At 63.0% G+C, this 25532-nt stretch carries 28 protein-coding genes; 14 read left to right on the forward strand and 14 right to left on the reverse strand.

The window, feature by feature from the left end:
• Positions 1-6 precede the first annotated feature (6 nt).
• The 8 genes from mobA (at position 7) to LB564_RS02430 (ending at position 6074) form a co-directional block, all read left to right on the forward strand.
• The gene (gene mobA, locus LB564_RS02395; protein WP_224534671.1) at positions 7-639 is read left to right on the forward strand and encodes a molybdenum cofactor guanylyltransferase MobA; all 633 of its coding nucleotides are present in this window, start codon (positions 7-9) and stop codon (positions 637-639) included.
• The gene (gene mobB, locus LB564_RS02400; RefSeq protein ID WP_224534673.1) at positions 636-1145 is read left to right on the forward strand and encodes a molybdopterin-guanine dinucleotide biosynthesis protein B; all 510 of its coding nucleotides are present in this window, start codon (positions 636-638) and stop codon (positions 1143-1145) included. Before mobA ends, mobB begins: the two co-directional genes overlap by 4 nt.
• 158 nt (positions 1146-1303) lie before the next feature.
• Entirely contained in the window at positions 1304-2089 is a 786-nt protein-coding gene (locus tag LB564_RS02405; RefSeq protein WP_140701272.1) for an ABC transporter substrate-binding protein, read from the forward strand.
• Positions 2090-2164: 75 nt separating this feature from the next.
• Positions 2165-2881 (forward strand): ABC transporter permease, encoded by a 717-nt coding sequence (locus LB564_RS02410; RefSeq protein WP_224534675.1) that lies wholly within the window; start codon positions 2165-2167, stop codon positions 2879-2881.
• The gene (locus tag LB564_RS02415; protein WP_224534677.1) at positions 2878-3702 is read left to right on the forward strand and encodes an ABC transporter permease; all 825 of its coding nucleotides are present in this window, start codon (positions 2878-2880) and stop codon (positions 3700-3702) included. The genes LB564_RS02410 and LB564_RS02415 overlap by 4 nt, the downstream gene beginning before the upstream one ends.
• 124 nt (positions 3703-3826) lie before the next feature.
• Positions 3827-4696 (forward strand): NAD(P)-dependent oxidoreductase, encoded by an 870-nt coding sequence (locus tag LB564_RS02420; RefSeq protein ID WP_224534679.1) that lies wholly within the window; start codon positions 3827-3829, stop codon positions 4694-4696.
• Positions 4697-4702: 6 nt separating this feature from the next.
• Entirely contained in the window at positions 4703-5407 is a 705-nt protein-coding gene (locus tag LB564_RS02425; protein WP_224534681.1) for a DNA alkylation repair protein, read from the forward strand.
• 103 nt (positions 5408-5510) lie between these two features.
• Positions 5511-6074 carry a DUF3299 domain-containing protein gene (locus LB564_RS02430; RefSeq protein WP_224534683.1) on the forward strand — a complete coding sequence of 188 codons (564 nt, stop codon included), beginning with the start codon at positions 5511-5513 and terminating at the stop codon, positions 6072-6074.
• Between the two features lie 9 nt (positions 6075-6083).
• On the opposite strand, the gene LB564_RS02435 is transcribed toward LB564_RS02430, so the two are convergent.
• From LB564_RS02435 to LB564_RS02450, 4 genes are all read right to left on the reverse strand, one after another.
• Positions 6084-6575 carry an Lrp/AsnC family transcriptional regulator gene (locus LB564_RS02435; RefSeq protein WP_006205209.1) on the reverse strand — a complete coding sequence of 164 codons (492 nt, stop codon included), beginning with the start codon at positions 6573-6575 and terminating at the stop codon, positions 6084-6086.
• A 108-nt stretch (positions 6576-6683) separates the two neighbouring features.
• Positions 6684-7358, reverse strand: coding sequence for a uracil-DNA glycosylase family protein (locus LB564_RS02440; protein WP_140701284.1), 675 nt, complete (start codon positions 7356-7358; stop codon positions 6684-6686).
• The gene (locus tag LB564_RS02445) at positions 7298-7909 is read right to left on the reverse strand and encodes a glutathione S-transferase (protein WP_140701286.1); all 612 of its coding nucleotides are present in this window, start codon (positions 7907-7909) and stop codon (positions 7298-7300) included. The genes LB564_RS02440 and LB564_RS02445 overlap by 61 nt, the downstream gene beginning before the upstream one ends.
• A gap of 34 nt (positions 7910-7943) precedes the next feature.
• Positions 7944-8567 carry a thermonuclease family protein gene (locus tag LB564_RS02450; RefSeq protein WP_224534684.1) on the reverse strand — a complete coding sequence of 208 codons (624 nt, stop codon included), beginning with the start codon at positions 8565-8567 and terminating at the stop codon, positions 7944-7946.
• A 76-nt stretch (positions 8568-8643) separates the two neighbouring features.
• Here LB564_RS02450 and LB564_RS02455 point away from each other — a divergent pair, with 76 nt between their 5' ends.
• Both LB564_RS02455 and LB564_RS02460 read left to right on the forward strand, forming a co-directional pair.
• Entirely contained in the window at positions 8644-10164 is a 1521-nt protein-coding gene (locus LB564_RS02455) for a sensor histidine kinase (protein ID WP_140701290.1), read from the forward strand.
• Between the two features lie 54 nt (positions 10165-10218).
• The gene (locus LB564_RS02460; protein ID WP_224534687.1) at positions 10219-10743 is read left to right on the forward strand and encodes a GNAT family N-acetyltransferase; all 525 of its coding nucleotides are present in this window, start codon (positions 10219-10221) and stop codon (positions 10741-10743) included.
• Between the two features lie 19 nt (positions 10744-10762).
• Here LB564_RS02460 and LB564_RS02465 read toward each other — a convergent pair whose 3' ends face one another.
• Positions 10763-11761: a nicotinate-nucleotide--dimethylbenzimidazole phosphoribosyltransferase gene (locus LB564_RS02465; RefSeq protein WP_224534689.1), complete on the reverse strand. Its 999-nt coding sequence runs from the start codon at positions 11759-11761 to the stop codon at positions 10763-10765.
• 198 nt (positions 11762-11959) lie between these two features.
• Here LB564_RS02465 and LB564_RS02470 point away from each other — a divergent pair, with 198 nt between their 5' ends.
• Together LB564_RS02470 and LB564_RS02475 are read left to right on the forward strand one after the other, a co-directional pair.
• Positions 11960-12190 (forward strand): DUF1289 domain-containing protein, encoded by a 231-nt coding sequence (locus LB564_RS02470; RefSeq protein ID WP_140701294.1) that lies wholly within the window; start codon positions 11960-11962, stop codon positions 12188-12190.
• A gap of 9 nt (positions 12191-12199) precedes the next feature.
• A complete protein-coding gene (locus LB564_RS02475; RefSeq protein ID WP_224534690.1) occupies positions 12200-12904 on the forward strand; it encodes a TIGR02281 family clan AA aspartic protease in 705 nt (234 codons plus the stop codon).
• Between the two features lie 2 nt (positions 12905-12906).
• Here the strand turns inward: LB564_RS02475 and dusA are convergent, their stop codons facing one another.
• From dusA to LB564_RS02520, 9 genes are all read right to left on the reverse strand, one after another.
• Positions 12907-13899, reverse strand: coding sequence for a tRNA dihydrouridine(20/20a) synthase DusA (gene dusA / locus LB564_RS02480; RefSeq protein WP_140701298.1), 993 nt, complete (start codon positions 13897-13899; stop codon positions 12907-12909).
• Positions 13900-14092: 193 nt separating this feature from the next.
• A complete protein-coding gene (locus LB564_RS02485) occupies positions 14093-14395 on the reverse strand; it encodes a DUF982 domain-containing protein (protein ID WP_140701300.1) in 303 nt (100 codons plus the stop codon).
• A gap of 140 nt (positions 14396-14535) precedes the next feature.
• Positions 14536-15522: an ABC transporter ATP-binding protein gene (locus LB564_RS02490; protein WP_224534692.1), complete on the reverse strand. Its 987-nt coding sequence runs from the start codon at positions 15520-15522 to the stop codon at positions 14536-14538.
• A gap of 8 nt (positions 15523-15530) precedes the next feature.
• Positions 15531-16490, reverse strand: a complete 960-nt coding sequence (locus tag LB564_RS02495) for an ABC transporter ATP-binding protein (protein ID WP_140701304.1) — start codon at positions 16488-16490, stop codon at positions 15531-15533.
• The gene (locus tag LB564_RS02500; RefSeq protein WP_224534693.1) at positions 16487-17458 is read right to left on the reverse strand and encodes an ABC transporter permease; all 972 of its coding nucleotides are present in this window, start codon (positions 17456-17458) and stop codon (positions 16487-16489) included. Before LB564_RS02500 ends, LB564_RS02495 begins: the two co-directional genes overlap by 4 nt.
• Positions 17458-18474, reverse strand: a complete 1017-nt coding sequence (locus LB564_RS02505) for an ABC transporter permease (RefSeq protein ID WP_318012753.1) — start codon at positions 18472-18474, stop codon at positions 17458-17460. The genes LB564_RS02500 and LB564_RS02505 overlap by 1 nt, the downstream gene beginning before the upstream one ends.
• Positions 18475-18514: 40 nt before the next feature.
• Positions 18515-20176 carry an ABC transporter substrate-binding protein gene (locus LB564_RS02510; protein ID WP_224534695.1) on the reverse strand — a complete coding sequence of 554 codons (1662 nt, stop codon included), beginning with the start codon at positions 20174-20176 and terminating at the stop codon, positions 18515-18517.
• 18 nt (positions 20177-20194) lie between these two features.
• Positions 20195-21100, reverse strand: a complete 906-nt coding sequence (locus LB564_RS02515; protein ID WP_224534697.1) for a proline iminopeptidase-family hydrolase — start codon at positions 21098-21100, stop codon at positions 20195-20197.
• A 39-nt stretch (positions 21101-21139) separates the two neighbouring features.
• A complete protein-coding gene (locus tag LB564_RS02520; protein WP_224534698.1) occupies positions 21140-22654 on the reverse strand; it encodes a leucyl aminopeptidase in 1515 nt (504 codons plus the stop codon).
• 261 nt (positions 22655-22915) lie between these two features.
• Here LB564_RS02520 and LB564_RS02525 point away from each other — a divergent pair, with 261 nt between their 5' ends.
• Both LB564_RS02525 and LB564_RS02530 read left to right on the forward strand, forming a co-directional pair.
• On the forward strand, positions 22916-23818 hold the full coding sequence (locus LB564_RS02525; protein ID WP_140701314.1) for a LysR substrate-binding domain-containing protein: 903 nt from the start codon (positions 22916-22918) through the stop codon (positions 23816-23818).
• Between the two features lie 250 nt (positions 23819-24068).
• Positions 24069-25526: an NCS1 family nucleobase:cation symporter-1 gene (locus LB564_RS02530; protein WP_140701316.1), complete on the forward strand. Its 1458-nt coding sequence runs from the start codon at positions 24069-24071 to the stop codon at positions 25524-25526.
• Positions 25527-25532 lie beyond the last annotated feature (6 nt).

Consider the following 25532-nt stretch of genomic DNA (forward strand, 5'->3'; position numbering starts at 1 on the left):
GGCCGTATGAATCGGGAGATAGCGGGGATCATTCTGGCTGGTGGCCAGTCGAGGCGGATGGGCGGCGGCGACAAGAGCCTGTTGCCGCTCGGTGGCGGCTGCGTGCTTGACGAGGTCCTGTCGCGCTTTGGCCCGCAGCTCGACATCCTGGCGCTGAATGCCAATGGCGACCCGGCACGGTTCGCCCGTTTCGGACTGCCGGTGCTTGTCGATACCGTCGAAGGGTTTGCCGGACCGCTTGCCGGGATCCTGGCCGGCCTCGAATGGGCGGCCGCCGGCACGCCTTGCAAGGCAATCGTCACCGCTGCCGGCGACACGCCTTTCCTGCCGCTTGATCTCGTCGACCGTCTGGTAGCGGCGGCCGATGAAAGTCCCGGTTCGATCGCCGTCGCATTCTCCGCTGGCAGGCAGCATCCGACCTTCGCACTATGGCCAACCGAATGCCGAGACGCCTTGCGGCATTTCCTGGTCGATGAGGACAACAGGCGGGTTTCAGCCTTCATCGAACGGCACGGCCATGTCGAGGTCGAATTCCTGGTCCTGCAATCCGCCGTCCATTCCGTCGATCCATTCTTCAACATCAATATGCCTGACGATCTTGCCCAGGCCGAACTCCTGTTGCAGAGCATGACGTCATGAACAGACGTGTCTTCGGCATCACCGGCTGGAAAAATTCCGGCAAGACCACCCTGACGGAAAAGCTGGTCGCCGAGCTTGTGCGGCGCGGCTGGAAAGTCTCGACGGTCAAACATGCCCATCATGATTTCGACATCGACAAGCCGGGCGCAGACAGCTTCCGCCACCGTCAGGCCGGCGCCACCGAGGTTGCGATCGTATCGGGCAACCGCTGGGCGCTGATGCACGAGTTGCGTGGCGAACAGGAGCCGCCGCTGGACGCCATCCTGTCGCGGCTTGCCCCATGCGACATCGTGCTGGTCGAAGGCTACAAGCGCGAAGCCCACCGCAAGATCGAAACGCGACGGCTGGAGGCGAAGGACCGGACGCCGCTTGCGGCCGCTGATCCCAATATTATCGCCGTCGCCGCCGATTTCGCCCCCACCGACAAGATCCTGCCGGTATTCGACCTCGACGACGTAAAATCCATAGCCGACTTCATCGAGCGCACGACCGGCCTCGTTGCTTGAGAGTAACGTAACGGCAGAAGCCTATTGCCGATTTTGGCGGTTTTGCAGTTGCTTTTTTCTTGGAAAGAGTGGGAGTATCGCCCCAGCGGGCGGTCAAAAAGCACCGCCCCATAGAGCCGTTTCGGAACGACGGCCGGGACCATAAAGAGAGGACTATCATGCGTATTGCACTGCGTATCGCGCTCGCCGCATCGGCTGCGCTGCTGACGCTCGGCGTAGCCCAGGCCCAGGAAAAGACCCTGCGGATCGGCACCGAAGGCGCCTATCCCCCCTTCAACAACCTCACCGCGGATGGCCAGCTTGTCGGCTTCGACATCGACATCGCCAAGGCGCTCTGCGATGAAATGAAGGTCAAGTGCACCTTCGTCGCCCAGGATTGGGACGGCATCATTCCAGCCCTTCAGGCCGGCAAATTCGACGCCATCGTCGCTTCGATGTCGATCACGCCGGAGCGGCAGGAGAAGGTCGACTTCTCACACAAATACTACAACACGCCCTCGGCGCTCGCGGTTCCGAAGGATTCGCCGCTCAAGGGCGTGACCAAGGAAGACCTTGCCGGCAAGAACATCGGTGTCGCCACCACGACGACGCATTTCAACTATGCCTCGAAGACCTATACGGACAGCACCGTCAAGGGCTATCCGAGCAGCCCCGAGGAACAGGCTGACCTGGCCAATGGCCGTCTCGATGCCATCGAGGACGATATCGTGGTGCTGCAGCAGTGGCTGGATACGCCTGATGGCGCCTGCTGTAAGATCCTCGGCCAGCCCTCGCCGCAACCGGTCGAAATCTTCGGACCTGGCGCCGGCATCGCCGTTCGCAAGGGTGACACCGACCTGGTCAACAAGCTGAATTCCGCCATCGACGCCATCCGCGCCAACGGAAAGTATAAGGAAATCAACGATAAGTACTTCAAGTTCGACGTCTACGGCGCCGAGTCCTGATAGTTTATTGCCAAGGCGGCGGGGGTTCCCTGCCGCCTTGTTCATCTCGGGAGCGCCGCGGGGTAAGACCAGTCAATGCCAGCCCAAAGCATATGGACACTGCTCAGTTGGGGACCGGAAGGCTGGAGTGACGATATTGCCTATGGCGCGTTGGTTACCATCGCGCTTGCCCTTGCAACGCTGCCGATCGGTCTGACGATCGGCTTTTTCGTAGCCTGGGCCAAGCAATCCGAAGAGCCGTCGCTGCGGGCGGCCGCCAACATCTACACCACCGTGTTTCGCGGCCTGCCGGAACTGGTGACGCTGTTCCTGTTCTTCTTCGGCATGCCCATCCTGCTGCAATACGTCATCCGCCTCTTCAAGCCCGAGGCGATGATCGACGTCGACAGCTTCATCGCCGGCATGATCGTGCTGTCGCTGATCTTTTCCTCCTATGCCAGCGAAGTGTTTCTTTCCGCCTTTCGCGCCATTCCCAAGGGCCAGTATGAGGGCGGCTACGCGATCGGCCTGTCGACATGGCTGACCATGCGCAAGGTGATCCTGCCTCAGCTACTGCGCATCGCCTTTCCCGGCCTCGAGAATTGCTGGCTCAGCCTGCTCAAGGACACCGCCCTGGTCTCGGTCGTCAACCTCGCCGAAACCTTGCGTAACGCCGGCGTGGCGGCGCGTGTCACGAAACACGCCTTCCTGTTCTACAGCGTGGCCGCGCTGGTTTTCCTTGTGCTGGCAATCCTGTCGTCGATCGCGACCGGGTTCATCTTGCGCTCGCTCGGGCGGAGGGAAGCGCGATGAGCGTCAGCCAAGCCATCTCCGTCGACCGGCCGCCGCCGCGGGCACGCGGCTGGCCGCGCACCCGTATCGTCGGGTACGCGCTCGTTGGCCTCTGGATTCTCTTCGGCCTCGGTATCCTCGCCTATCTCATCTATGCCTGGAATGGCGAGTTCTTTGCCAGATATGCGCCAGCCTATCTGCAGGGCCTGTGGACGACGCTGTCGCTCGTTGCGATTTCGATGGTGGTCGGCGCGATCTTTTCGTTGCCCGTCACCTATGGCCGCATGTCGAAGAGCCGTTTTCTGTCCGGCCTCGCCTACTGCTACGTCTACTTCTTCCGCGGCACGCCACTGCTGGTCCAGGTCTACCTCGTCTACTATGGCTTGGGCTCTTTCCGGCTGCAGCTCGAGTCCATCGGGCTGTGGTGGTTCTTCCGCGAAGCCTTCAACTGCGGCGTCTTCGCCTTCGCGCTCAACACCGCTGCCTACCAGGCCGAGATCCTGCGCGGCGCCATAGAGAGTGTGCCCAGGGGCCAGTGGGAGGGCGCCGCCTCACTCGGCCTGCACAAGCTGCAGACGCTGCGCAAGGTCATCCTGCCGCAGGCGTTCATCGTGGCCTTGCGGCCCTACGGCAATGAACTGGTTCTGATGATCAAGGCTTCGGCGATCGTCGCCATCATCACGGTCTATGACCTGATGGGCAATGCAAAGCTCGCCTACGCCAAATCCTTCGACTTCCAGGCCTATGTCTGGGTCGCCATCGTCTACCTGGTGATGGTCGAGATCCTGCGTCATGGCGTCGAATGGATCGAGCGCCGGATCACCATTCACCTGCACCGCTGAGGCATCGCCGAAACCGCTCCTGACCGGCCTGTGCCAGTCGATGCGGCGGCACGCGCCTTGACGAATCGCCGCATGGCCTAGAGCTTCCGCAACTGAAAACTCTGTTTCGCCGGAAGGACAAGGCATGGCATCGGTGGCATTTCTCGGTCTTGGCGTCATGGGCTATCCCATGGCTGGACACCTGAAGAACAAGGGCGGCCACGACGTCACCGTCTACAACCGCACAGCCGCAAAGGCCGAGCAATGGGTCGCCCAACATGGCGGCAGCCATGCCGCGACACCGGCGCAGGCAGCCGAGGGCAAGGATTTCGTCTTTTCCTGCGTCGGCAATGACGACGATTTGCGCTCGGTGACCACGGGACCGGAAGGCGCCTTCAAGGCGATGAAGAAAGGCTCGGTCTTCATCGACAACACGACCGCCTCGGCGGAAGTCGCGCGCGAGCTGGCACAAGCCGCACAAGCGGGCGGCTTTTCCTTTCTCGATGCGCCGGTCTCCGGTGGCCAGGCCGGCGCCGAAAATGGCGTGTTGACGGTCATGGTCGGCGGCGATCAGGCAGCCTTCGACAAGGCCAGGCCGGTCATCGACGCCTTTGCCCGCATGGTCGGGCTGATGGGGCCGGCGGGCGCCGGCCAGTTGACCAAGATGATCAACCAGATCTGCATCGCCGGGCTGGTGCAGGGACTGTCGGAAGGCATCCATTTCGGCAAGAAGGCCGGGCTCGACATCGAGAAGGTGATCGAGGTGATTTCCAAGGGCGCCGCCGGCTCCTGGCAGATGGAGAACCGGCACAAGACGATGAACGCCGGCAAGTATGATTTCGGTTTCGCCGTCGACTGGATGCGCAAGGATCTCGGCATTTGCCTTGAAGAGGCCGACCGCAATGGCGCCAGGCTGCCGGTGACCGCCCTTGTCGACCAGTTCTACAAGGACGTGCAGGCCATGGGCGGCAAGCGTTGGGACACATCCTCCCTGCTGGCGCGACTGGAGAAGTAGGCGACAATGTCCCTGCCTGCTCCAGGCTGGACCGCGAAGGACGTAATCGCGCATCTGCGTTCGATCGGAACCGAGGAAAACCGCGCCGGCATGGCGCGGTTCGGCATCAACACCACGACCGCGCTCGGTATCGGCAATGCGGACTTGCGGCCGTTGGCGCGCAAGCTGAAGCGCAACCACGAGCGAGCCCTGGCGCTGTGGGACAGCGGCATACGCGAGGCGCGGCTGATGGCGGCTTTCACCGGCGAGCCGAAGAGGATCACCATCCAGGAGTGCCGCCGCTGGGCCGGCGATTTCGATTCCTGGGAGATCGTCGACACCGTCTCCGATCTGTTCGTGGATACGCCGTTCTGGCGCCAACTGGTCGCGGAGTTTGCCGCCGACGAGCGTGAATTCGTCCGCCGCACCGCCTTCGCCATGCTGGCATGGGCGGCGGTGCACTTGAAAAAGGAACCCGACGCGACCTTCCAGTCCTACCTGCCATTGGTCGAAGCCCATTGCAGCGATGAGCGCAATTTCGTCAGGAAGGCGGTCAATTGGGCGCTGCGGCAGATCGGCAGACGGTCGCTGGCTTTGCACGCCCCTGCCCTTGCGCTGGCGCACAGGCTTGCCACCTCCACGGACAAGACGGCACGCTGGATCGGCAAGGATGCGGTGAGAGAACTTTCGCATGCCAAAACGCACGAACGCCTCGCCGCCAGAAAAGCCTGACGAGTTGAGGTTTGCCGCGGCCGGATATCGCCGACATGTGATCGGGCTCGTGCATTGACGCCACCGGCCGTCGCGTCTTTACTCGCCCGCAAAGGATGTGGCCATGAACCATCTCAAATCGATCATTGCGCTCGCCGCCGCGCTTGCCCTCTCCACGGCCGGCGCTTCGGCCGAGACCGCGCACATCTTCTGGAAGGATTTGCGCCCGGCGACGCAGGCGGTCGCCGAAGACGCCGGCCTGCCGATGATCGCGGCGAAACTGCCAGATCATGGTGAGACGCTGTCGATCGCCCTGCAGGACAAAACCATTCAATTAGCCGGCTATGCATTGCCGGTCGATCGCGACGGCGACCTCGTCTATCAGTTCCTGCTGGTGCCGTGGACCGGCGCGTGCAGTCACATGCCGACGCCGCCGCCCAACCAGATCGTGCTGGTCACGCCAGCCCGTCCGTACAAGATGGCGGAGGCCTACGAAGCGGTCTCCGTCACCGGCGCCATGAAGCCGGACATGGAGAAAAGCCAGCTGTTCATTCTCGACGGCGTCAGCGTTATCCAGTCCGGCTATAGCGTGCGCAAAGCCGATGTCGTGAGCGTCGACACAGTTCCGGATTCGGTCGTGTTGCCGGTGAACTCGCCCTGGAGCTTCCTCAACAAGAAGAAGAACTAAGCGTCGGCCTCAGGCCGCGTTCGCGCCCGACTCCTTGTCCAGCACCATATAATCGAGCGGGATTTCGGTCGTGTACTTGATCTGCTCCATGGCGAAGGACGACGACACGTCGCGGATCTCGATCTTGGCGATCAGCCGCTTGTAGAAGGCGTCATAGGCCGCGATGTCGGGCACGACGACGCGCAGCAAGTAGTCGACGTCGCCGCTCATGCGGTAGAATTCTACCACCTCCGGAAATTCCTGGATGACCTCGGAAAACCGGCGCAGCCATTCATGGCTGTGCGAATTGGTGCGGATCGACACGAAGACCGTGACCCGCACATTGACTTTTTCGTGGTCGAGAATGGCGACGCGCCGCTTGATAACGCCCTCTTCCTCGAGCTTCTGGATGCGCCGCCAGCACGGCGTGGTCGACAGGCCGACTTTCTTGGCAACGTCGGCGACCGCGAGCGTCGCGTCCTCCTGCAAGAGGCGGAGAATTTTTCGGTCAAGGCGATCCATCGGAGGCTCCTGGTGGAATAGTTTCGCTATATTCCCTTTTATTTGGCCCATCTACAAGAAAGAAATTCTGCCGCCAGCGTCTAAAGCGAGTGATTTCTTGCTGAATGCCTAGCCGAGGCGATAGCGGATTTCCGACCGCAGGAAAGGCAGCAAATCCATTTCAAACCACGGATTCTGCTTCAACCAGCCCGTGTTGCGCCAGGACGGATGCGGCAGCGGCAGTACTTTGGGGCCGACGGAATTCTCCCAGATGGCGCGCCAGTCCATCACCGTTTCCGTCAGCGAGGCGCGCCGCGCCGCGCCCATGTGCCAGGTCTGCGCATAGATGCCGATCGTCAGCACCAGGTCGATGCGCGGCATCAGCGCCATCAAGGGCGCGCGCCAGGCCGGGGCGCATTCGCGCCTCGGCGGCAGGTCGCCGCCCTTGGCGTCTTGTCCGGGAAAGCAGAAGCCCATCGGCACGATGGCGAATTTCTCGAGGTCGTAGAATTCCTCGCTGGTCACACCGAGCCAGTTGCGCAGGCGGTCGCCCGAGGCATCCGTGAAGGGCATGCCCGACAGATGCACCTTGGTTCCAGGCGCCTGGCTGGCGATCAGGATGCGGGCGTTGGACGAGGGGCGCAGCACCGGTCGCGGCCCGTGCGGCAGCGGCTTGCCGACGGGATTGTCGACGCAGATGCGGCACGCGCGGATCGTCGCGGCGAAGCTATCCAGGTCCATGCTCAAGCGGCGGCACTCGGCCGGCTGGAGACAGCCTGATGCCAACGCAACACATTGGTGCATTCCTCCGGCACCTTGATGCGTGCCGGCTTCATGAAATCGATCGCGATCAGGCCGGTTATGTCGGCAATCGAATAGCTGTCGCCGGCGGCGAATTCACGGCTGCTGAGTTCCGCATCGAGCAACTCGAGAAACTCCACCGCCTTCGGCTTGTTGGCCTCGCCCCATTCGGGAATCTGCGGGATTTCCCATTCCTTCATGGCCGGATGGATGTGGCGGAAAGCCTGCGTGACACTGCTGAGCAGGTTGAACTCCATCCGCCTCTGCCACATCTCGACCTGCGCCTTGCCAAGCGCGCCGCGTCCGAACAATGCCGGCTCGGGATGAAGTTCCTCGAAATAGCGGCAGATGGCGACGGATTCGGTGAGGATGGTGCCGTCGTCAAGCTCCAGAACCGGCAGACGCCGCAACGGATTGCGCGAGCTGACCGATTGCTGCTTGTGCTCCAGCGCGCCCATGTCGACCGGCACCAGCGGAACCGTGATCCCCTTCTCGGCGAGGAAAATGCGAACCCGCCGCGGGTTGGGCGCCCGGCCGCCGTCAAAGAGCTTCATGTCCATCCTCCTTTTCCTCACGCCATACGAGATTTCACCAGAAGCGGAAGATCTCCCGCACGGCATCACCAATCGACGCCAGCCTGCCGTGTTTCCGCTCCACGACCGCGCCATGATGGCTGTCGCGCCAGTCCTGTGGCCGATCGAACGTGCCCGCCCAGATACCGGCCCTTGCCGCGCGGGCAATCGCTTCCTCACTTTCGAAATCACCATAGGCGACGGCCCAGCCCGCTTCGACCTGGGCGCGGTTGAGGTCGGTGCCGCCGGCCTTGCAGTCGCCAAGCAACCGGCCATAGCGATCGCTCTGCCAGCCGCTGCAGATGACCGGCCTGCCGGCGATCAGCCGCACCAGGGACTCGCGCGCCAGCGTGCCACAGGCATAATCGGCCCCGTTCCTGCGGCAGGTCTGCGTGTATTCCGGGGCGTCGATGCCGCGCATCCGGATGCGCTCGGTGCCGAGCGTGATCGAATCGCCGTCATTGATGACGGCGCTACCTTGCGTCTTGCGCGTCTCCACCCGGTCGAGACGCGCCGCGAGCAGGATCAGCAGTCCCAGAATGATGGTGGCCAACGCATAGTCGAGCAGGTTGCGCCACGGGCTTCTCGGGCGCGGCGCCGCGTACCGCCTGCGCGACCTCGGCGACCACGAACGGCTCATATGGCAAACGGTTGGTTAATCATTCGAACGTAGCTTAACACCTTGAAATCGCTGCGCGCATAAATTGAAGCTTTTGATGCCCTTGCAACGCTCGAACACAGCGGACAAGTTCATTGTGGACCGCAGGAAACGGCATCGCAACACCGATGTCGCGCGCGCGGTGCGCAAGACGCGCGACCGTCTTTCGCAGCAGGCCGGCAATCCCGATTTCGATCGGGAACTGCTGAAGCTTCACGCACGGGCCATGACAAGCGGCGCGGTGGTTATCCCGCTGCTCGTCCTGGCAATCGCCGCGGCGGGCCGGTTCGCCGGCGTCGGAAACGAGATCGGGCTCTGGGCGCTGTTCACGCTCACCGCCCATACCATTGTCGCCTTCATGGCGAGGCGGATCGAGCGGACGGAAGCTTCCGCGCTCAACCCATTGCAAACGCGACGAGAATTCCTGGTCGCGCATTTTCTTTGCGGCCTCGGCTGGGCCTGGTTCGTTTTGCTGGGCTGTGGCGCGTGCGCGGTGGATCAGTTCCAGGTGGCCAAGGCGGTGGTGCTGCTGCTCGCCATGGCATCGACCGCGGTGATGGCCTCGTCTCTGGGTGGAGCTCTTTTGGCGACCTTTGCCGTTCCGGTGGCGCTCTATGCCTATGCCGGGGTGAAGCTGTGGATGCCGGTCGAAGCGATCATGGCCGGGCTGCTCGTCGTGTCGCTGCCTTTCTTCGCCTATATCGCCCGCCATCTCAACCTGTCCTCCTTGATGCTGCTGTCGTTTCGCTCCGAAAAGGATGCGTTGATCGCCGAAGTGGAGACGGCGAAGTCGATGTCGGACGAGGCGCGGCGGCGGGCCGAGGACGCCAATCTGGCAAAGTCGCGCTTCCTCGCCTCGATGAGCCATGAATTGCGCACGCCGCTCAACGCCATTCTGGGTTTTTCCGAGGTGATGGCGAACGAGGTGCTGGGGCCGATGAGCAATCCCACCTATCGCGACTACGCCCATGACGTGCATGATTCCGGCCAGCACCTGCTCGACCTGATCAACGAGATCCTCGACCTGTCGCGTATCGAGGCTGGCCGCTACCAGCTCAACGAGGAGCCGGTCATGCTGCTCAACATCGTCGAGGATTGCTGCCATATGATGGAACTCAAGGCACGCAACAAGGATATCCGCGTCGTCCAGGACTTCGAACAGACATTGCCGCGGCTGTTCGCCGACGAGCGCGCCGTGCGCCAGATCACGCTCAACCTTCTGTCCAATGCCATCAAGTTCACCGCCACCGGCGGCGAAATCCGCGTCCGGGTCGGCTGGACGGCGGGCGGCGGGCAATACATTTCGATTCGGGATAACGGCCCGGGCATCCCAGAAGACGAGATCCCGGTCGTGCTTTCAGCCTTCGGCCAGGGTTCGATCGCCATCAAGAGCGCCGAGCAAGGCACCGGGCTTGGCCTGCCGATCGTGCAGGGGCTGCTCGCCATGCATGGCGGCGAGTTCGAACTTCACTCCAAGCTGCGTGAAGGCACCGAGGCCATCGCCATCTTCCCGCTGAGCCGGGTGATGGAAGAACTGCCGGCGCTGCCGACAGCCGCGGTGGCCGCACGACGCCGGTAGCGCCCTGCGGACCTGCGTCGACACCTTCTGGAAGAAGTACGCGGACGGCAAAAGATGACGAATTGGGATGCCAGCGGCGTCGAAATCAAGTCGGAGCGGCTTCGCCTGAAACTGTTTACGGCAGACGATGCCGCGGAGGTCTTTGCCGCCATCACTCCCGCGGTAACCCGTTTCATGCAGTGGGAACCACCTCGATCAGCAACGGCCTTTGCCGAGGTATGGCGATCCTGGCTGACGCCGATCCTTGAAGGATCGGATTTGCATTTCGTTGTGCGTTCCTTGACGGACCGTTGCTGTCTGGGGCTTGTCGGCCTTCACGCGGCCAAGACCACCTGCCCCGAGATCGGAATTTGGCTCAGGGAGGATGTACATGGAAATGGCATCGGCCGGGAAGCTGTCGTCGCCGTGGCGGCATGGGCGTCCGACGCGCTCAATCCGGATTGCTTCGAATATCCTGTCGCGGAAGAGAACGTCGCAAGCAGAAGGATCGCGGAAAGCCTTGGCGGCTCGATAGTCTCCACTCGCTCCAACTCGAAATATACCTCGGTCGTCTATCGTATCCCCAATCTCCGGCGTTGATCCGCCGAGACGATATACTTCAGCCCCGAACAGCCGCGGCCATGCCTGAACTGGTCAGTGCCGCGGCCTTGACCAGCCCGGCCGCAAGGGCCGCTCCCGCCCCTTCGCCATGGCTGATGCCGAGATCAAGCAGCGGACGCAACCCAATGTGTTCGGCGGCCCTTGCATGCGCGGGCTCCGGCGACAGGTTGGCAAGGAGACAATGATCGAGCGCGACGGGGTTAGCCGCGTACAATACCGCTGCGGATGCCGTTGCCGCGAAGCCGTCGAGCAGCACCGGTATCTGCTGCATCCGTGCCGCCAGGATGGCGCCGGATATCGCCGCGAACTCGCGGCCTCCGACCCGGCGCAGCGCTTCGAGCGGATCTTCCAGACGGGCGCCGTGAAAGGCCAGCGCCGCATCGACCACCTCTGCCTTGCGGGCCTGCATCGTCGCATCGGCGCCCGACCCCGGGCCAACCCAGTCGGCACCCCTGCCCCCGAACAGCGCGGCCAACAGGGCGGCGGCGACGGTGGAATTGCCGACGCCAAGATCGCCGAGGCAAAGCAGATCGGTGCCGCCGGCGATTGCTTCCATGCCGAAGGCCATGGTGGCCGCGCAACCGCGCTCATCGAGCGCGGCGTCTTCGGTGATATCGCCGGTCGGGATGTGCAGGGCAAGATCGAACACCTTCAGGCCGAGGTCGTTGGCGATGCAGATCTGGTTGATCGCCGCACCACCGGCCGCGCAAAGTTCGACGGCGTTGGCGGTCGCCGCCACCGGCCGTGGCGAAATGCCATGCCTGACAACGCCATGATTGCCGGCAAAGACAGCCATCAAGGGCCTCGTCACGAGAGGCGGAGCGCGACCGCTCCATGCGGCAAGCCATGCGCCGATGTCCTCGACGCGGCCAAGCGAATTCACCGGCTTGTCGGCCTTGGCAAACAGCGCGCGCACGCGCGCCTCGGCTTTGAGGTCCGCGGGCGGCAAATTGTCGAGCAGGTTGCGGAAATCGTCGAAAGGCAGTGCACTGGTCATGTCGCGAACAATCATTCCTGGATGTTGGCGAGCGGCATAGCCGCGTTGCGTGATCGGCACAACCTCCTCGATCGTCCTTCCCGGTTTGCCGCAAAGGCGGCCATGGACGGCGCTATCGCGAGGGCTTGCATTGGCTTTGCCGTTGCACCATGTGGAGATGGAAGAGCGGACTCCGAACGGGGTCCTCCAGAGAAAGTCATGACGGTCATCGAGTCTCCCTGCATCCTGGTCTGTTCGATCGATATGAAGACCGGCTTCTGCTTCGGTTGCGGCCGCACGCGCGAGGAAATCGGCGCCTGGATGGGAATGACGCCCGAGACGCGCCGCAATGTGATGGCCGAACTGCCGGCCCGGCTGGAAACCGTCGAGCGCCGGCCGCGCCGCGAAACGCGCCGCACCCGCATGGCGCGCGAACGCGACGCATTCTAGCGAGGACGGATGAGCAGCCGGCTGTTCTGGATTGTGATGGCGATGATCGGTGTGGGAGCGGTGCTGCTCATGCTCAACGATTCCGCCGGCAGCACGCTCGGCGTCGACAATGACGATTTCGGCCGGCTGATCTGGCTCGGTGCCTTCGGCGCCCTCATCGGCGCCGGCTTGCTGCGGTCGGCTCCGCTGGGCGTGATGGCCCGCAACCTCGGCACCTGGGCGGCTATCGTGCTCGTTCTGATCGCCGGCTATCAATATCGCTACGAGCTGCAGGACGTCGCCAGCCGGGTGACCGCGGGCCTAGTTCCCGGCAGTCCCCTGGCGCTCGGCGTCGAGGACGGCCACGCGACGGTGACCCTGGACAAGGCCGACAACGGTCACTTCGAGGCGCGCATTCTGGTCAATGGCAATCCGGTGCGGGCCGTCGTCGACACCGGCGCGACCAGCACCGTATTGACTTCGGAGGACGCTCAGGCCGCGGGCTTCAATCCGGCGGCGCTGAACTACACCATACCGGTTTCGACCGCCAACGGCATGGCGCGCGCCGCGGCGGTCAAGACCAACGAGCTGGCAATCGGCGGCATCGTGCGCAAGGATATGTCGGTGATGGTCGCCGCGCCCGGCATGCTCAGCCAAAGTCTGCTCGGCATGAACTTCATCGGCTCGCTCTCGGGCTTCGATGTGCGCGGCGATCGTATGATTCTGCGCGACTGAGGTCAGGCCGCTTCGTCGGCTGCCGCCCTACCGAATTCGACGGCTACGAAAGCGCTCTTCAGTATCTCCGGCCCGGCGCCGGGCCGGGTCGCGTCGGTGGACAGGATCTGGCGGTAGCGGCGCGCGCCGGGCAGTCCGTGAAACAACCCGACCATATGGCGGGTGACATGGCCGAGCCTGCCGCCCTGTTCGATATGGCGAGCCGCGTAGTCCGCCATGGCATCGATCAGTGCCGCGAAATCGAACGCTTCCGGCCGCACTCCGTAGAAGGCGGCATCAACACCTGTCAAAATGCCTGGCGTGTGGTAGGCGGCGCGGCCAAGCATGGCGCCATCGACATGATCGAGATGCTCGCGCGCCTCTTCAAGCGACTGAATACCGCCATTGATACCGATGAATTCGTTCGGATTTCCCGCCTTCAATCGATAGACCCTGTCATAATCGAGCGGCGGGATGTCGCGGTTTTCCTTGGGGCTCAGCCCTTCCAGCCACGCCTTGCGTGCGTGCACCCACAAGGCATCGGCGCCGGCATCGAAAACGCCATTCGCCAGCGCATCGAGCGCCGGCTCCGGATCCTGTTCGTCGACGCCGATGCGGCATTTGACCGTGACCGGCACCGCCACCGCCGCCTTCATGGCGGCGACGCAAGTTGCGACGAGGTCGGGCACCTTCATCAGGCAGGCTCCGAACGTGCCGGACTGGACGCGATCGGACGGGCAGCCGACGTTGAGGTTGATCTCATCGTAACCGAAGGATTCGCCGATGCGTGCGGCCTCGGCAAGTTTTCCCGGATCCGAACCGCCAAGCTGCAGGGCGACCGGATGCTCCGCCTCATCGAAGCCAAGCAGCCGCCCGCGCGCGCCGTGGATGACCGCGTCGGCCACCACCATTTCGGTGTAGAGCAGCGCATGGCTCGTCAGCCGACGATGGAAGAACCGGCAATGCCGGTCCGTCCAATCCATCATCGGCGCAATGGCGATTTTTGCATTCAACATGTTATTCGGATTGGCTATCCCGATGATCCATCCACCTGGATCGGATCTTGCCGCGACATGTAGCGTATTTATTGGCCCATTCAAACTGCCGCCCGGCCTTGGCTACCGGCAAAGGGCCTGCCCGGAATGCGCGGACACAACCGCCATCGCGCCCGCAACGGACGTGATCCAACCCTGCAAGGCAGCGCGGCGCTTACCGCCGCAGCGCGTGTATGCTCGCCATGCTGTTGCCGCCCATCGGCAATGCCATGTCGTCGTCAAGAAGCCGCGTGATCCGGGCAAATCCGGTGAACGCCTTTCTGGCTTCCTCCGCCGACATCTGTCCAGACAGGGCGGCCGAACAGCAATTCAGCGCACACTGATACACCGGCCCACGCCGTCCCGTCGGCCATTTACGCAAGAAAACCATCGCCTCGGCGACACTATCCACCTCTTCCACAGGATGCCCCTGCCCGCGCGATATCCGCACGGGCGAAAAGAAATGCAGGTAGTCCATAGCTTCCTCCCGGTCGATCGCGATGCGCTCGATCGAACCCTATCAAACGTGCTGTCCGGCGGTTGGTTCCACGCGGAAAACTGAATTTTGAAGAAATTTTTCCGGCCGGATGCTGCAGTCGATGCCGGTCGAAATGAGCCCTACACCGTCGGAAAGTGGCACGCCACCTTGCGGCCGGGCCTGAATTCCCTCACCTCTGGCCGCTCCGTGCGGCACCGCTCCGCCGCTATCGGGCAGCGGGGATGGAACCGGCAACCGGATGGCGGATCGAGCGGGCTTGGCACATCGCCCGTGAGGATGATGCGCCTGCGCGTGCCGCTGGGTGTCGTCTCCACGACGGGAACCGCCGAGATCAATGCCTGGCTGTAGGGATGGGCCGGGGTCGAAAACACCTCCTCCGCCGGTCCTTCTTCGACGATCGAGCCGAGATACATGACCGCGATGCGGGTCGAGACCTGCCGCACGACCGAAAGGTCGTGGGCGATGAAGACATAGGTCAGGTCCAGCTTCTCCTGGAGGTCGGCAAGCAGGTTGACGATCTGCGCCTGTACCGACACGTCGAGCGCCGAGACCGGTTCGTCCAGAACCACGAGATCGGGATTGAGGGCGATGGCGCGCGCTATGCCGACACGTTGCCGTTGCCCGCCCGAGAATTCGTGGGGGTAGCGCATGACATGGTCCGGCAGCAGCCCGACGAGGTCGAACAGTTCCGCGACGCGGCTGGCGATCTCGCGCGACGAAAGCTTGCCATGGATGCGCAGCGGTTCGGCCACGAGGTCGCCGACGCGCCTGCGGGGATTGAGCGAAGCCGAAGGGTCTTGGAACACCATTTGCAGGCGCCGCCGCAACGGCCGCAGTTCAGACAGCGACTTCGAGGTGATGTCATCGCCTTCGAACAGAAGCTCACCATCCGAAATCTCGTAGAGCCTGACCAGGCAGCGCGCCAGCGTGGACTTGCCACATCCGGACTCGCCCACCAACCCGACGGTTTCGCCGCGCCGCACCGTCAGCGAGACATTGTCGACCGCATGGACGGTTCGTCTGCCTTCGGCGGAAAAACGGGTGCCGATCGAGAAGCGTTTGCCGAGCGAACGTGTTTCGAGGATCGGACGGTTTTTGTCGGTCATCGGCCCGCTCATGCTTGTGCCACCCGGTAGCAGGCCGCCGCGTGCGTGGCGGCGCCAAGATCGGGCTTGCCGGTCAGGCAGGGCTCGTACCGGACCGGACAACGCGGACCGAAGGCGCAGCCTTGCGGCAATCGCAGCAGCGATGGCGGTGACCCGGGAATGGCCGGCAGGCGGCGGGGTTTCGCACCGGTCAACGGCGGGATCGAACCAAGCAATGCACGGGTATAGGGGTGCCGCGGGTCGGAAAACAGCGCCGTACGGCTGCCGCGTTCGACGATGCGGCCCGCATACATGACCATGACCCGATCGGCGAGTTCGGAGACCACGCCCATGTCGTGCGTGATGAAGACCACGGCCGATTTGTGCGTCGCGCGCAGCTTGCGCACGAGATCGAGAATGCCGGCCTGCACCGTGACGTCGAGCGCGGTGGTCGGCTCATCCGCCACCAGCAGCGCCGGGTTGCACGACAGCGCCATCGCGATCACCGCCCGTTGGCGCATGCCGCCGGAGAGCTGGTGCGGATAGCGCGACATCGCTTCGTGCGGGTTGGGAAAATTCACCTCCGCCAGCAGTTCCTCAACCCGCTCCATGGCCTTGGATTTGCTGATGTTTCGATGCGCGCGGATCTGTTCGGCGATCTGCCAGCCGATCGTGTAGACCGGGGTCAGCGCCGTCATCGGGTCCTGGAAGATCATCGCGATCTCGTTGCCGCGCAGGCGCCTGAGTTCGCGCGGGGGCAGCCCAACCAATTCGCGGCCCTTGTAGCGGATCGAGCCTTCGATGACGGCGTTGGGGTCGGTGATGAGCCCCATCACCGCCAGCAGCGACACTGTCTTGCCCGAGCCGGACTCGCCGACGACCCCGAGGATCTCGCTTTCCGCGAGGTCGAAGGAAACGCCGTCGATGGCCCGCACCAGACCATCATCGGTCCGAAACGATACTTTGAGATCGCGCACCGACAGTATCATGATGTCCTCAGGCGCGGATCGAGAAGGATGTAGACGAAATCGACCACCGCGTTGGCAACCACCACGAACATCGACGCGTACATCACCGTCGCCATGATCATCGGCAGGTCGAGGTTCTGCAGCGCGTCATAGGTGAGCTTGCCGATGCCGTGCAGCCCGAACACCACCTCGGTCAGCAGCGCCGAGCCGCCCACCAGGGCGCCGAAGTCGAGGCCGAACAGGGTGACGAAGGCGATGAGCGACGTGCGCAAGGCATGGCGCAGCAGGATGCGGGTTTCCGACAGGCCCTTGGCGCGCGCCGTGCGGATATAGTCCTCCTGCAGCGATTCGATGATCGCCGCGCGCAGGACCCGCCCATAGATGCCGATATAGAGGATGGCGAGCGTGATCCAGGGTATGACCAGTGTCAGAAACCAGCCCCTGGGATCGTCGGAAAAATTCTTGTAGCCGAGCGGCGGCACCCAGGAGAACGCCCAGCTATCATGATAGCGGCTCTGGGTGATCAGGTTCATCACCTCGCCCAGCCAGTAGACCGGCATGGAAATACCGAGCAAACCCAACGCCATCAGCAGCCTGTCCAGCCAACTGTCGCGTGTGGCGGCGGCAACGATGCCAATGATGATGGAGACAACCACCCACAGGATCGCCGCCCCGAAGACCAGCGACAGCGTGACGGGAATCGAATCCATGACCGCCGGCACCACCTTCCAGCCGCGATTGACGAAGGAGGTCAGATCTCCCGTGACGAAGATCTTCTCCATCATCGTCACATATTGCACGTAGAGTGGCCGGTCGAAGCCGAAGCTGTGACGAACCGCTTCCAGCACTTCGGGCGAGGCATTGCGGCCGGCGATGCGTGCGGCGGGGTCGGCACCCGGCGTGGCGAAGAAAATCAGGAAGACGATGACCGAGATGCCGAACATCACGAACAGCATCTGACCGAAACGGCGCAGGATGGCATAGATCATCAGTCGCGCCCCAGCCGAACCTTGGAGCGCGGGTCGAGCGCGTCACGCAGCCCGTCGCCGAAGACATTGAGGGTCATGACGGAAATCGCGATCGCCAGGCCAGGCGCCAGCGCCACCAGCGGCCGTGTGTAAAGCAGCGCCTGCCCGTCCTGGATGATGGTTCCCCAGCTCGCCGCGGGCGGCTGGACACCGATCGACAGGAAGGAGAGCGCCGATTCGGTAAGCATGTTCAGCGCCATCATCAGCGGTATGAACACGATGAGCGTGGTGGTGATGTTGGGCAGGATGTCGCGCCACAAAATCCGCCACCCCGGTACGCCCAGATTGATCGCGGCCAGTACGAACTCGCTGTGGCGCAGCGACAGAACCTGCCCGCGTATCGGCCGCGCTACATAAGGCACGTAGACGATGCCGATGATGATGACCGGCAGCCACAGGCTGCCGGACTCGATTTCGATCGGTCCGATCGAAATGCCTTGCGAAATTGTGACGATGGAAAGCGATATCGCCAGGAGATAGATCGGAAACGCCCACAGCACATCCAGGAAGCGCGACAGCACCGTGTCGGTGATGCCACCGAAATAACCGGCGACCAATCCCGCCGCCGTGCCGAGGATCAAGGTGAAGATGGTGGCGGCTCCGGAGATCAGCAGCGAACTCAGCCCGCCATAGAGCATCCGGGCCATGACATCGCGCCCCTGGCTGTCGGCGCCGAGGAAATAATTGCCGAGCCGCCAGGTCGGGCCGATCGGCGTGTAGCCAAGCCCGAGTCCCTCCGTTGATTGTTCCATCACCGCAACGTCGGCGCCGTCGATCTGGATGACGGCGTCGAGCGTCGAGGCGAAGGGGTCGGTACCTGCCCAGTTCGCGTAGAGGGGCGCACTGAAACAGGCAAGGACAATGAGGAGGAACACGGCCAGGGACGCCATGGCGGCCCTGTTTCTTGCCAGCTTCGCGAACGCGACGGCCCAAGGCCCTCGCGTCCTGCGCGGCATGGCAGCGACTTGGTTCGACACGGGACGTGCCCCTCCGCGGTTCGTTACTGCACCCAGGCCCTTACTGCACCCAGGACTGGGTGATCATCCAGTTGAACTGCCGGTTGAACTTGAAATTGCCCACGCGCTTGCTGACGAAGTCAAGCCGCTTCGGGGTAAAGAGGCCGACGGCTGGCGCCTTGTCCGTGACCTGCTTGTCGATTTCAGCCCACATCTTGTCGGCGGCCTTTTGGTCGGTCACGCCGAGATCCAATGCTTTCTGCATCTTGGCGTCGATATCCTTGTCGCAGAAACCGGCGATGTTGATCGAAGCGTCCGACCCCTCACGGAACGAGGCGCAGCTGAACAGGATGTTCAGGAAGTCCGAGGCCGCAGGATAGTCCTTGTACCACTGGGTGACGGACATCTGCACTTTGTTGTTGGTATTCTGGATGTAGGTGAACTGGATGTTGGACGAGATCGGCTTGACGTCGGCGACATAGCCGATGGTGGTCAGCACGCTCTGCAGATAGACGCCGATCGACCGGGAAATGGCCGTGTCCTCGACGATGATGGTCACCTTCTGGCCCTTGGTGCCGGATTCTTCGACCAACTGCTTTGCCTTGTCGAGGTCAGGCGCCGCCCATTTGGCGCCGGGGTTCTTGGTGAAAGGGCAGTAGTCTTCGTGGCCGGGGAAATCCGGAGGCAGGACCTGGCAGACCGGCGAGGCGAGCACCTTGCCGCCGAACAGCTTGACCAGCGTGTTGCGGTCGATTGCGTAGGCGACGGCCTGGCGCGCCTTTTCATTGTCGAACGGCGCCAGGCGATTGTTGAGCGGCGCATACCACCACGCCGAAAGCGGCGAGATGTGGAGCTGGTCCATGGCCTTTGTACCGAGTTCGCCAAGGCGGTCGCTGGGCAGCGCATCGAACATCCAGTCGGCTTCTCCGTTCTGGATGGCCGTCACCGCGGCTTCCTCGGAAAGGCCGAAATCATACTGGACGACGTCGGGATAACCGTCCGGCTGCGCTTCCTCGCTCCATTGTTTGAAGTTCGGGTTGCGGGTCACCGTCATGCCCTTGTTGGGATCGAAGGCGGAGATCATGTAGGCGCCGGTGCTGGGAATGGGCTTGGAACCCATGTCTTCCGCTGGCGTATCGGCCGGCAGGACGACGGCATGCGGCAAGGCAAGCTTGTAGAGAATCTCGGCGTCCGGCTTGGTGAGATTCAACGTGATAGTGCCGGCCGCTTCGTCGCCGACGACGCCGCCTTCCAGCGCGCAGCTCTTGGTGTCGGCAAGGCATTTGTCGGCGCCGACGATGCCGGCATAGAACGTGCCCGAGGTCGGTCCCGAGACCTTGAAGATGCGCTGGAAGGAAGCAACGACGTCTTTCACGCCGAGATCCTTGCCGTCGGAGAACTTGATTCCCTTGCGCAGTTTGAAGGTGAAGGTCTTGCCGTCATTGGTCACCTCGGGCAGCGCCTCGGCCAGGTCTGGGACGATGGTGAAGCCGTCCATGCCTTCGGCCTTGCGGAAGGCGACCAGCCCGTCATAGATCGGCTGGTACATCTGCCAGCCCTGGTCCGTGTAGTTGATGTGCGGATCGAGCGTTCCCGCCGCCGAGCGGGCCAGCAGCCGAATGGTGCCGCCGCGATGTTCCTTGAGATATTCGGCCTGCGCCGGCGCCAGCCACATACCGGCCAGCAATGCCGCGGCCGAGGCCGCCAGAAGCAGTTTCTTCATGTTGTAGTTCCCCTTTTCTCAGTTGTCGTTGTCGTCCAGGAAGTCTCCCACCACCCGCATGCAAAGATCCTGCTCTTCGACATGCGGCATATGGCTGGAATGCTCGAAAATCCGCCAGCGCGATCCCTTGATGCCGTCCTCGAAAGGCTGCACGGTCGCGGGCGTGGCCTCGTCATAGCGGCCGGAAATGATCAGCGTGGGAACATCGATGGCGGGCAAGCGGTCGATGATGCTCCAGCTCTTCAGCGTTCCGATGACATGAAATTCGTTCGGACCGTTCATGACGTTGTACACGGTCGGATTGCGCACGACCTGGGCGAAGGTCTCCGTGACCTCGGGCGGGAACGGAACGATCCGGCAGACATGCCGCTCGTAAAACGCCATCGTCGCGGCCTGGTAGTCCGGATGATCCGTCGTGCCGGCCTGCTCGTGCCGGATCAACGTCTCCTGTATGTCCACAGGCAGGTCGGCGCGCAACCGGTTGGCCTCTTCCACCCACAGCTTCATGGAAGCCGGTGAATTGGCGATGGTCAGCGACTTCAAGCCCTTCGGCCGCGTCACCCCATATTCGGCGCCCAGCATGCCGCCCCAGCTTTGTCCAAGGACATGGAAGCCGCCACGGATGCCGAGATGATCGACGAGGTTTTCAAGTTCGTCGATGAACAGCCTGGGCGTCCAGAAATCGGCGCCCTTGTCAGGCAGCAAGGTGGAATTGCCGCACCCCAACTGGTCGTAATGGATGACGGCACGGCCTGTTCGGGCAAGAAGCTTGTAGGCATCGACGTAATTGTGGGCGGCACCTGGCCCGCCATGCAGGATAACGACCGGAGCCTTGCCGGCATCGAGCGCGCCGCTGATCCGATACCAGGTTTCGTAGTCGCCGAAGCCGGCCCGTCCTTCGCTGGTGACGATCTCCGATGACATTCCTATCTCCTGAATGTTTGAAGGCATGTCGTTGGCCACCTAGTTTGCAACCCGGCTCACTCGAACCCATTCTTCCAGCATCTGCACGCCGAATGCCGTGGCGCCTTCTCGGCCCAGCGGCTGATCCTTGCCGGTCAGTTCCTTGCCGGCGATGTCGAGATGCACCCAGGGCCGATCCTCGGTGAAATGGCGCAGGAACGCCGCGGCGTAGGGGGCGTCGCCGTCTTCCATGTCCTTGGCATGATGCCGCAGGTCCGCGAACGGTGATTGCAGCCCCTCGTCATACGCCCGGTCGAGCGGTAGCTGCCAGAACCGCTCGCCGACCTTCTCGCCGGCCGCGATCATCCGCGAGGCGACGGCGTCGTCAGTGCTGAAGAGGCCGGCGAACACCGACCCGAGACCCCGCATGACGGAATAGGTCAGAGTGGCGAGGTCGACGATCACCGACGGGTTAAAGCGCGAGGCGGCGTAGTAGAGGCAGTCGGCGAGGATCAGGCGTCCTTCAGCATCCGTGTCGAACACTTCCACGGTCTGTCCGGACGCCGTCGTGATGATGTCGCGCGGCTTGAGCGCGGTGCCTGACGGCATGTTCTCGGCAATGCCGAGCACGCCAACCACGTGCACGGGGCTGCCTTGCCGGGCGAGTGCGATCAGCAGGCCGACCACCGCGGCCGCGCCGCCCATGTCGGCTTTCATGTCGAACATCTGCTCGCCGCGCTTGATGCAGAGGCCGCCGGAATCGAAACAGACGCCCTTGCCGACGAAGGCCAGTGGCTGTGCCGGGGCGCCCTTGCCGCGATAACGCAGGACCGCGACGCGCGGCGGCCGCACCGAGCCCGACCCCACGGCCAGGATGGCGTTCATGCCGAGTTCCCCGAGCCTCGCCGCATCGAGGATCTCGACGTCGATGCCAGCCTCGCGCAACGGCTCCAGATGATCGTGAAAATTGTCGGGATGAAGATGGTTCGGCGGCAGGTTGACAAGCGTGCGCGCGTATTCGACGCCATCGGCGATGGCATTGATCCGCGCCAGCGCCGCATTCAGCTCGGCACCGCCGGCTCCGACCAGTTGCACCCGCAGGGTCCGATCGGCCCCTGCTCCCTGGCGCCGGTTGCGCATGTCGAAACGATAGCGCCGCAGCCGCATGCCGAGTGCGACGCGCGCCATGATTTCGGCGCCGGGCAGATCGACGCCCGCGATGGGGTCCAGGACCAGGGTAGCCGCGCATTCCCCTTTGCCTTCCAGATGCGCGGCCAGCAGACCGCCGGCGCGCGACAATGACAGTGCGGTGACGGCCTCGGCCTTGCCCAAGGCCAAGACAATCACGCGCCGGGCCGATACCGCCTGGGGCGCGATGACATCGATACAGGTGCCAGATTCAGCCAGGACCGCCGCATCGGAACAGGCTCGGGAGAGGATCCCGCCCGTTTCCGTGTCCAGTGCCGTTGCCCGTGGGCCAAAACCCGTCTGGGCAGTCTGCAAGATCACAACGACGGAGGTTTCCGCGGAAATCTCGTCCGCCGTTTCAAAGACCGGCACTGGCGATTGAGGCATAAGCGGGCATTCTCCTCATTGGCGGGGCCTTGGCCGAGGCATCGCTTGCAATTGGCGCAATGCTTCGCCCGCCACCGGTGCAGGCCGGTCAAACCGGTCGCCGCCGTTGGTGGAATGGTGCCGAAGTTCCCGAATAGTCGTTTTCTTGAGACGACTTAGTTGCTCTTGCCTCTTGGGTATCCCTGAACGACCCAAGCGATCAAACGCCAATTTTGTCCATGTCGATTGACAAAAACTCAACTGACAATTCATGATCGGCCAATGGCTCTACCCTCACTTAATGGCATGCGCGCTTTCGAGGCCGCGGCACGTCTCGGAAGCATCAAGGATGCGGCCGAGGAGCTGCATTTGACGCCCTCGGCCATCAGCCGCCACATCCGCGCGCTCGAACGCAATCTCGGCCAGGATCTGTTCGAGCGCGGCTTTCGCCAGATCACGCCGACCATTCGAGGCTCGTATTATGCGCGCAGCCTCTCCGAGGCGTTCGAGGCCATCTGGCGCGCCACCGACGATGTCAGCCTCATCGACGGCCCGAGCCACGGCAGGACCCAGCGTGTCCGGGTCCTGTGCGTGCCCGCTGTCCTGAACCTTTGGCTGGCGGACCGGTTGCCGAATTTTCGCCGGTTGCATCCAGCGGTGGATCTGGAGATCTCGACATCGGGCAAGCGAGCCAATTTCGATTTGGCCATCGTCGACGAGTTCGTCTACAAGGCCGGCCCGGCCCTGACGCTGCTGATCCCGCTGGTGCTGACGCCGGTCTGCGCGCCCTCGCTGCTCGATGGGCCGATGCCGCTGCGCTCGCCCGCCGACCTGGTCAACCACCACCTGATCCACGAATGCGAGAGCATGCGATGGAAGCGCTGGCTGGAGCAGGAAGGCGTGTTGGACACGACGCCGAAATCCTCGACGACGCTGGACGATTGCACGCTGATCATGCGCGAGGCGATCAATGGTGCCGGAATAGCGCTTGCCGACACGATGATGGCCCAGGATCTGCTGCAGCAAGGCAAGCTTGTCGCCCCGTTCAGCGCCCGCCATACCTATCCGGCCGGCATCTACCTGCATCAGCGCCGCAGCATCGGCAACAAGCCGGGTACCGGCCTGTTTCAGGATTGGCTGCTTTCCGAAGTCGAGGACCACAAGCGGGTGATGGCCATCGCCTAGGCAGCCGCGCTTGCCGACGGAAGTCGGGAACGCGCCTTCCCTCGAATTGAAGCCGTGGATCGAAACTCGAATCAACAGACAGGCGCTTTTCAAAAGCGGCTCACCACCACGGCTCATTGATAATCGCGGTTCGCATTGAATATCTTTAAGCCCAAAGCCGGCAAATCGGTTGCTTGTCGGTTCCCCTGCGTCAGGCGTAACCTGTGCGGTCAACGCGTGAGGGCGCGTGCTGCAAGAAGGGGATATTGCAATGACGATACAAGGCGCATCGCCTGACCTGTATAATGAAGACCTCGCTCCGGCCAAGGTTCGAAACTGGGGACCGTTCTCGATCTTCAATGTCTGGACGTCGGACGTCCATAGCCTGTGGGGCTACTACCTCGCCGCCAGCCTGTTTCTGTTCTGCGGCGGCTTCGTCAACTTCATCATCGCCATCGGCATCGGTTCGCTGATCATCTACGCGCTGATGAACATGGTCGGCTACGCCGGTGTGAAGACCGGTGTGCCCTACCCCGTGCTTGCCCGTGCCTCCTTCGGCATCTGGGGCGCCAACATCCCGGCCCTGGTGCGCGCCATCGTCGCCTGCTTTTGGTACGGCGCGCAGACGGCCGCCGCCTCCGGCGCCATCGTCGCATTGCTCATCCGTTCGCAATGGTTCGCCGATTTCAACGCCAACACGCATTTCCTCGGCCATTCCGGCTTGGAGGTGATCTGCTTCGTGGTCATCTGGGCGCTGCAGTTGCTGATCATCCAGAAAGGCATGGAAACGGTGCGCCGCTTCCAGGATTGGGCCGGGCCTGCCGTCTGGGTGATGATGCTGCTCCTGGCCATTTATCTCTGCGTCAAATCCGGAACCTTCGCCTTCACCAGCGATATTCCGATGGACGTGCTTCTGGAAAAGACCAAGGACGCCGGCGTGCCGGGAACGCCGGGTTCGTGGACGTCGCTGTTCGCTGTGGCCGCGATTTGGGTAACTTATTTCTCGGCGCTCTATCTCAACTTCTGCGACTTCGCCCGCTATGCCCCGGACCAGGCGGCGCTGCGCAAGGGCAATATCTGGGGCCTGCCGGTCAACCTGATCCTGTTCTCGCTGGTCGCCGGCGTCACCACCATCGCCGCCTATGACGTCTACCACGAGGTGCTTTTGCACCCCGACCAGATCTCGGCGAAATTCGACAGCTGGTTCCTGGCCGCGCTGGCCGCACTTACCTTCGCGGTGGCAACGCTCGGCATCAACGTCGTGGCCAATTTCGTCTCGCCGGCCTTCGACTTCTCCAACGTCTTCCCGCGCCAGATCGACTTCAAGAAGGGCGGCTATATCGCCGCTGTCATCGCGCTCGTGCTCTATCCGTTCGCGCCGTGGGATGGCAGCGCCGCCTCTTTCGTCAACGTCATCGGCGCGACGATGGGGCCAATCTTCGGCGTGATGATGGTGGATTATTATCTGATCCGCAAAGGTGAGGTCGATGTCGAGGCGCTGTACCGCGAAGACGGTGAATTCCGCTTCCAGGGCGGCTGGCATGTCAACGCCTTCATCGCCGCCGGCATCGGCGCCATCTTCTCCTCGATCCTGCCGAACTTCACCAACTGGCTGCCGTCCTGGTGGGGCGTCTATGGCTGGTTCTTCGGCGTGGCGATCGCCGGTGTCATCTACTACGTGCTGCGCACCGCGGCCGTTAGTGCTGGCGCCAAAACGGCGAAGGCCTGACGGACC

The sequence above is a fragment of the Mesorhizobium sp. ES1-6 genome (genome assembly GCF_020164775.1).
In the GTDB taxonomy this organism is placed as follows: domain Bacteria; phylum Pseudomonadota; class Alphaproteobacteria; order Rhizobiales; family Rhizobiaceae; genus Mesorhizobium.

Bases quoted from the DNA above. Each gene is read 5' to 3' on its own strand.
- mobB (WP_224534673.1), top strand. From the start codon at position 636: ATGAACAGACGTGTCTTCGGCATCACCGGCTGGAAAAATTCCGGCAAG.
- dusA (WP_140701298.1), bottom strand. From the start codon at position 13,899: ATGTTGAATGCAAAAATCGCCATTGCGCCGATGATGGATTGGACGGAC.
- LB564_RS02410 (WP_224534675.1), top strand. From the start codon at position 2,165: ATGCCAGCCCAAAGCATATGGACACTGCTCAGTTGGGGACCGGAAGGC.
- LB564_RS02450 (WP_224534684.1), bottom strand. From the start codon at position 8,567: ATGAGCCGTTCGTGGTCGCCGAGGTCGCGCAGGCGGTACGCGGCGCCG.
- LB564_RS02515 (WP_224534697.1), bottom strand. From the start codon at position 21,100: ATGTCATCGGAGATCGTCACCAGCGAAGGACGGGCCGGCTTCGGCGAC.
- LB564_RS02530 (WP_140701316.1), top strand. From the start codon at position 24,069: ATGACGATACAAGGCGCATCGCCTGACCTGTATAATGAAGACCTCGCT.
- LB564_RS02460 (WP_224534687.1), top strand. From the start codon at position 10,219: ATGACGAATTGGGATGCCAGCGGCGTCGAAATCAAGTCGGAGCGGCTT.
- LB564_RS02490 (WP_224534692.1), bottom strand. From the start codon at position 15,522: ATGACCGACAAAAACCGTCCGATCCTCGAAACACGTTCGCTCGGCAAA.
- LB564_RS02440 (WP_140701284.1), bottom strand. From the start codon at position 7,358: ATGCACCAATGTGTTGCGTTGGCATCAGGCTGTCTCCAGCCGGCCGAG.
- LB564_RS02420 (WP_224534679.1), top strand. From the start codon at position 3,827: ATGGCATCGGTGGCATTTCTCGGTCTTGGCGTCATGGGCTATCCCATG.
- LB564_RS02495 (WP_140701304.1), bottom strand. From the start codon at position 16,490: ATGATACTGTCGGTGCGCGATCTCAAAGTATCGTTTCGGACCGATGAT.
- LB564_RS02500 (WP_224534693.1), bottom strand. From the start codon at position 17,458: ATGATCTATGCCATCCTGCGCCGTTTCGGTCAGATGCTGTTCGTGATG.
- LB564_RS02405 (WP_140701272.1), top strand. From the start codon at position 1,304: ATGCGTATTGCACTGCGTATCGCGCTCGCCGCATCGGCTGCGCTGCTG.
- LB564_RS02435 (WP_006205209.1), bottom strand. From the start codon at position 6,575: ATGGATCGCCTTGACCGAAAAATTCTCCGCCTCTTGCAGGAGGACGCG.
- LB564_RS02485 (WP_140701300.1), bottom strand. From the start codon at position 14,395: ATGGACTACCTGCATTTCTTTTCGCCCGTGCGGATATCGCGCGGGCAG.
- LB564_RS02455 (WP_140701290.1), top strand. From the start codon at position 8,644: ATGCCCTTGCAACGCTCGAACACAGCGGACAAGTTCATTGTGGACCGC.
- LB564_RS02430 (WP_224534683.1), top strand. From the start codon at position 5,511: ATGAACCATCTCAAATCGATCATTGCGCTCGCCGCCGCGCTTGCCCTC.
- LB564_RS02475 (WP_224534690.1), top strand. From the start codon at position 12,200: ATGAGCAGCCGGCTGTTCTGGATTGTGATGGCGATGATCGGTGTGGGA.
- LB564_RS02415 (WP_224534677.1), top strand. From the start codon at position 2,878: ATGAGCGTCAGCCAAGCCATCTCCGTCGACCGGCCGCCGCCGCGGGCA.
- LB564_RS02470 (WP_140701294.1), top strand. From the start codon at position 11,960: ATGACGGTCATCGAGTCTCCCTGCATCCTGGTCTGTTCGATCGATATG.
- mobA (WP_224534671.1), top strand. From the start codon at position 7: ATGAATCGGGAGATAGCGGGGATCATTCTGGCTGGTGGCCAGTCGAGG.
- LB564_RS02510 (WP_224534695.1), bottom strand. From the start codon at position 20,176: ATGAAGAAACTGCTTCTGGCGGCCTCGGCCGCGGCATTGCTGGCCGGT.
- LB564_RS02520 (WP_224534698.1), bottom strand. From the start codon at position 22,654: ATGCCTCAATCGCCAGTGCCGGTCTTTGAAACGGCGGACGAGATTTCC.
- LB564_RS02465 (WP_224534689.1), bottom strand. From the start codon at position 11,761: ATGACCAGTGCACTGCCTTTCGACGATTTCCGCAACCTGCTCGACAAT.
- LB564_RS02425 (WP_224534681.1), top strand. From the start codon at position 4,703: ATGTCCCTGCCTGCTCCAGGCTGGACCGCGAAGGACGTAATCGCGCAT.
- LB564_RS02445 (WP_140701286.1), bottom strand. From the start codon at position 7,909: ATGAAGCTCTTTGACGGCGGCCGGGCGCCCAACCCGCGGCGGGTTCGC.
- LB564_RS02525 (WP_140701314.1), top strand. From the start codon at position 22,916: ATGGCTCTACCCTCACTTAATGGCATGCGCGCTTTCGAGGCCGCGGCA.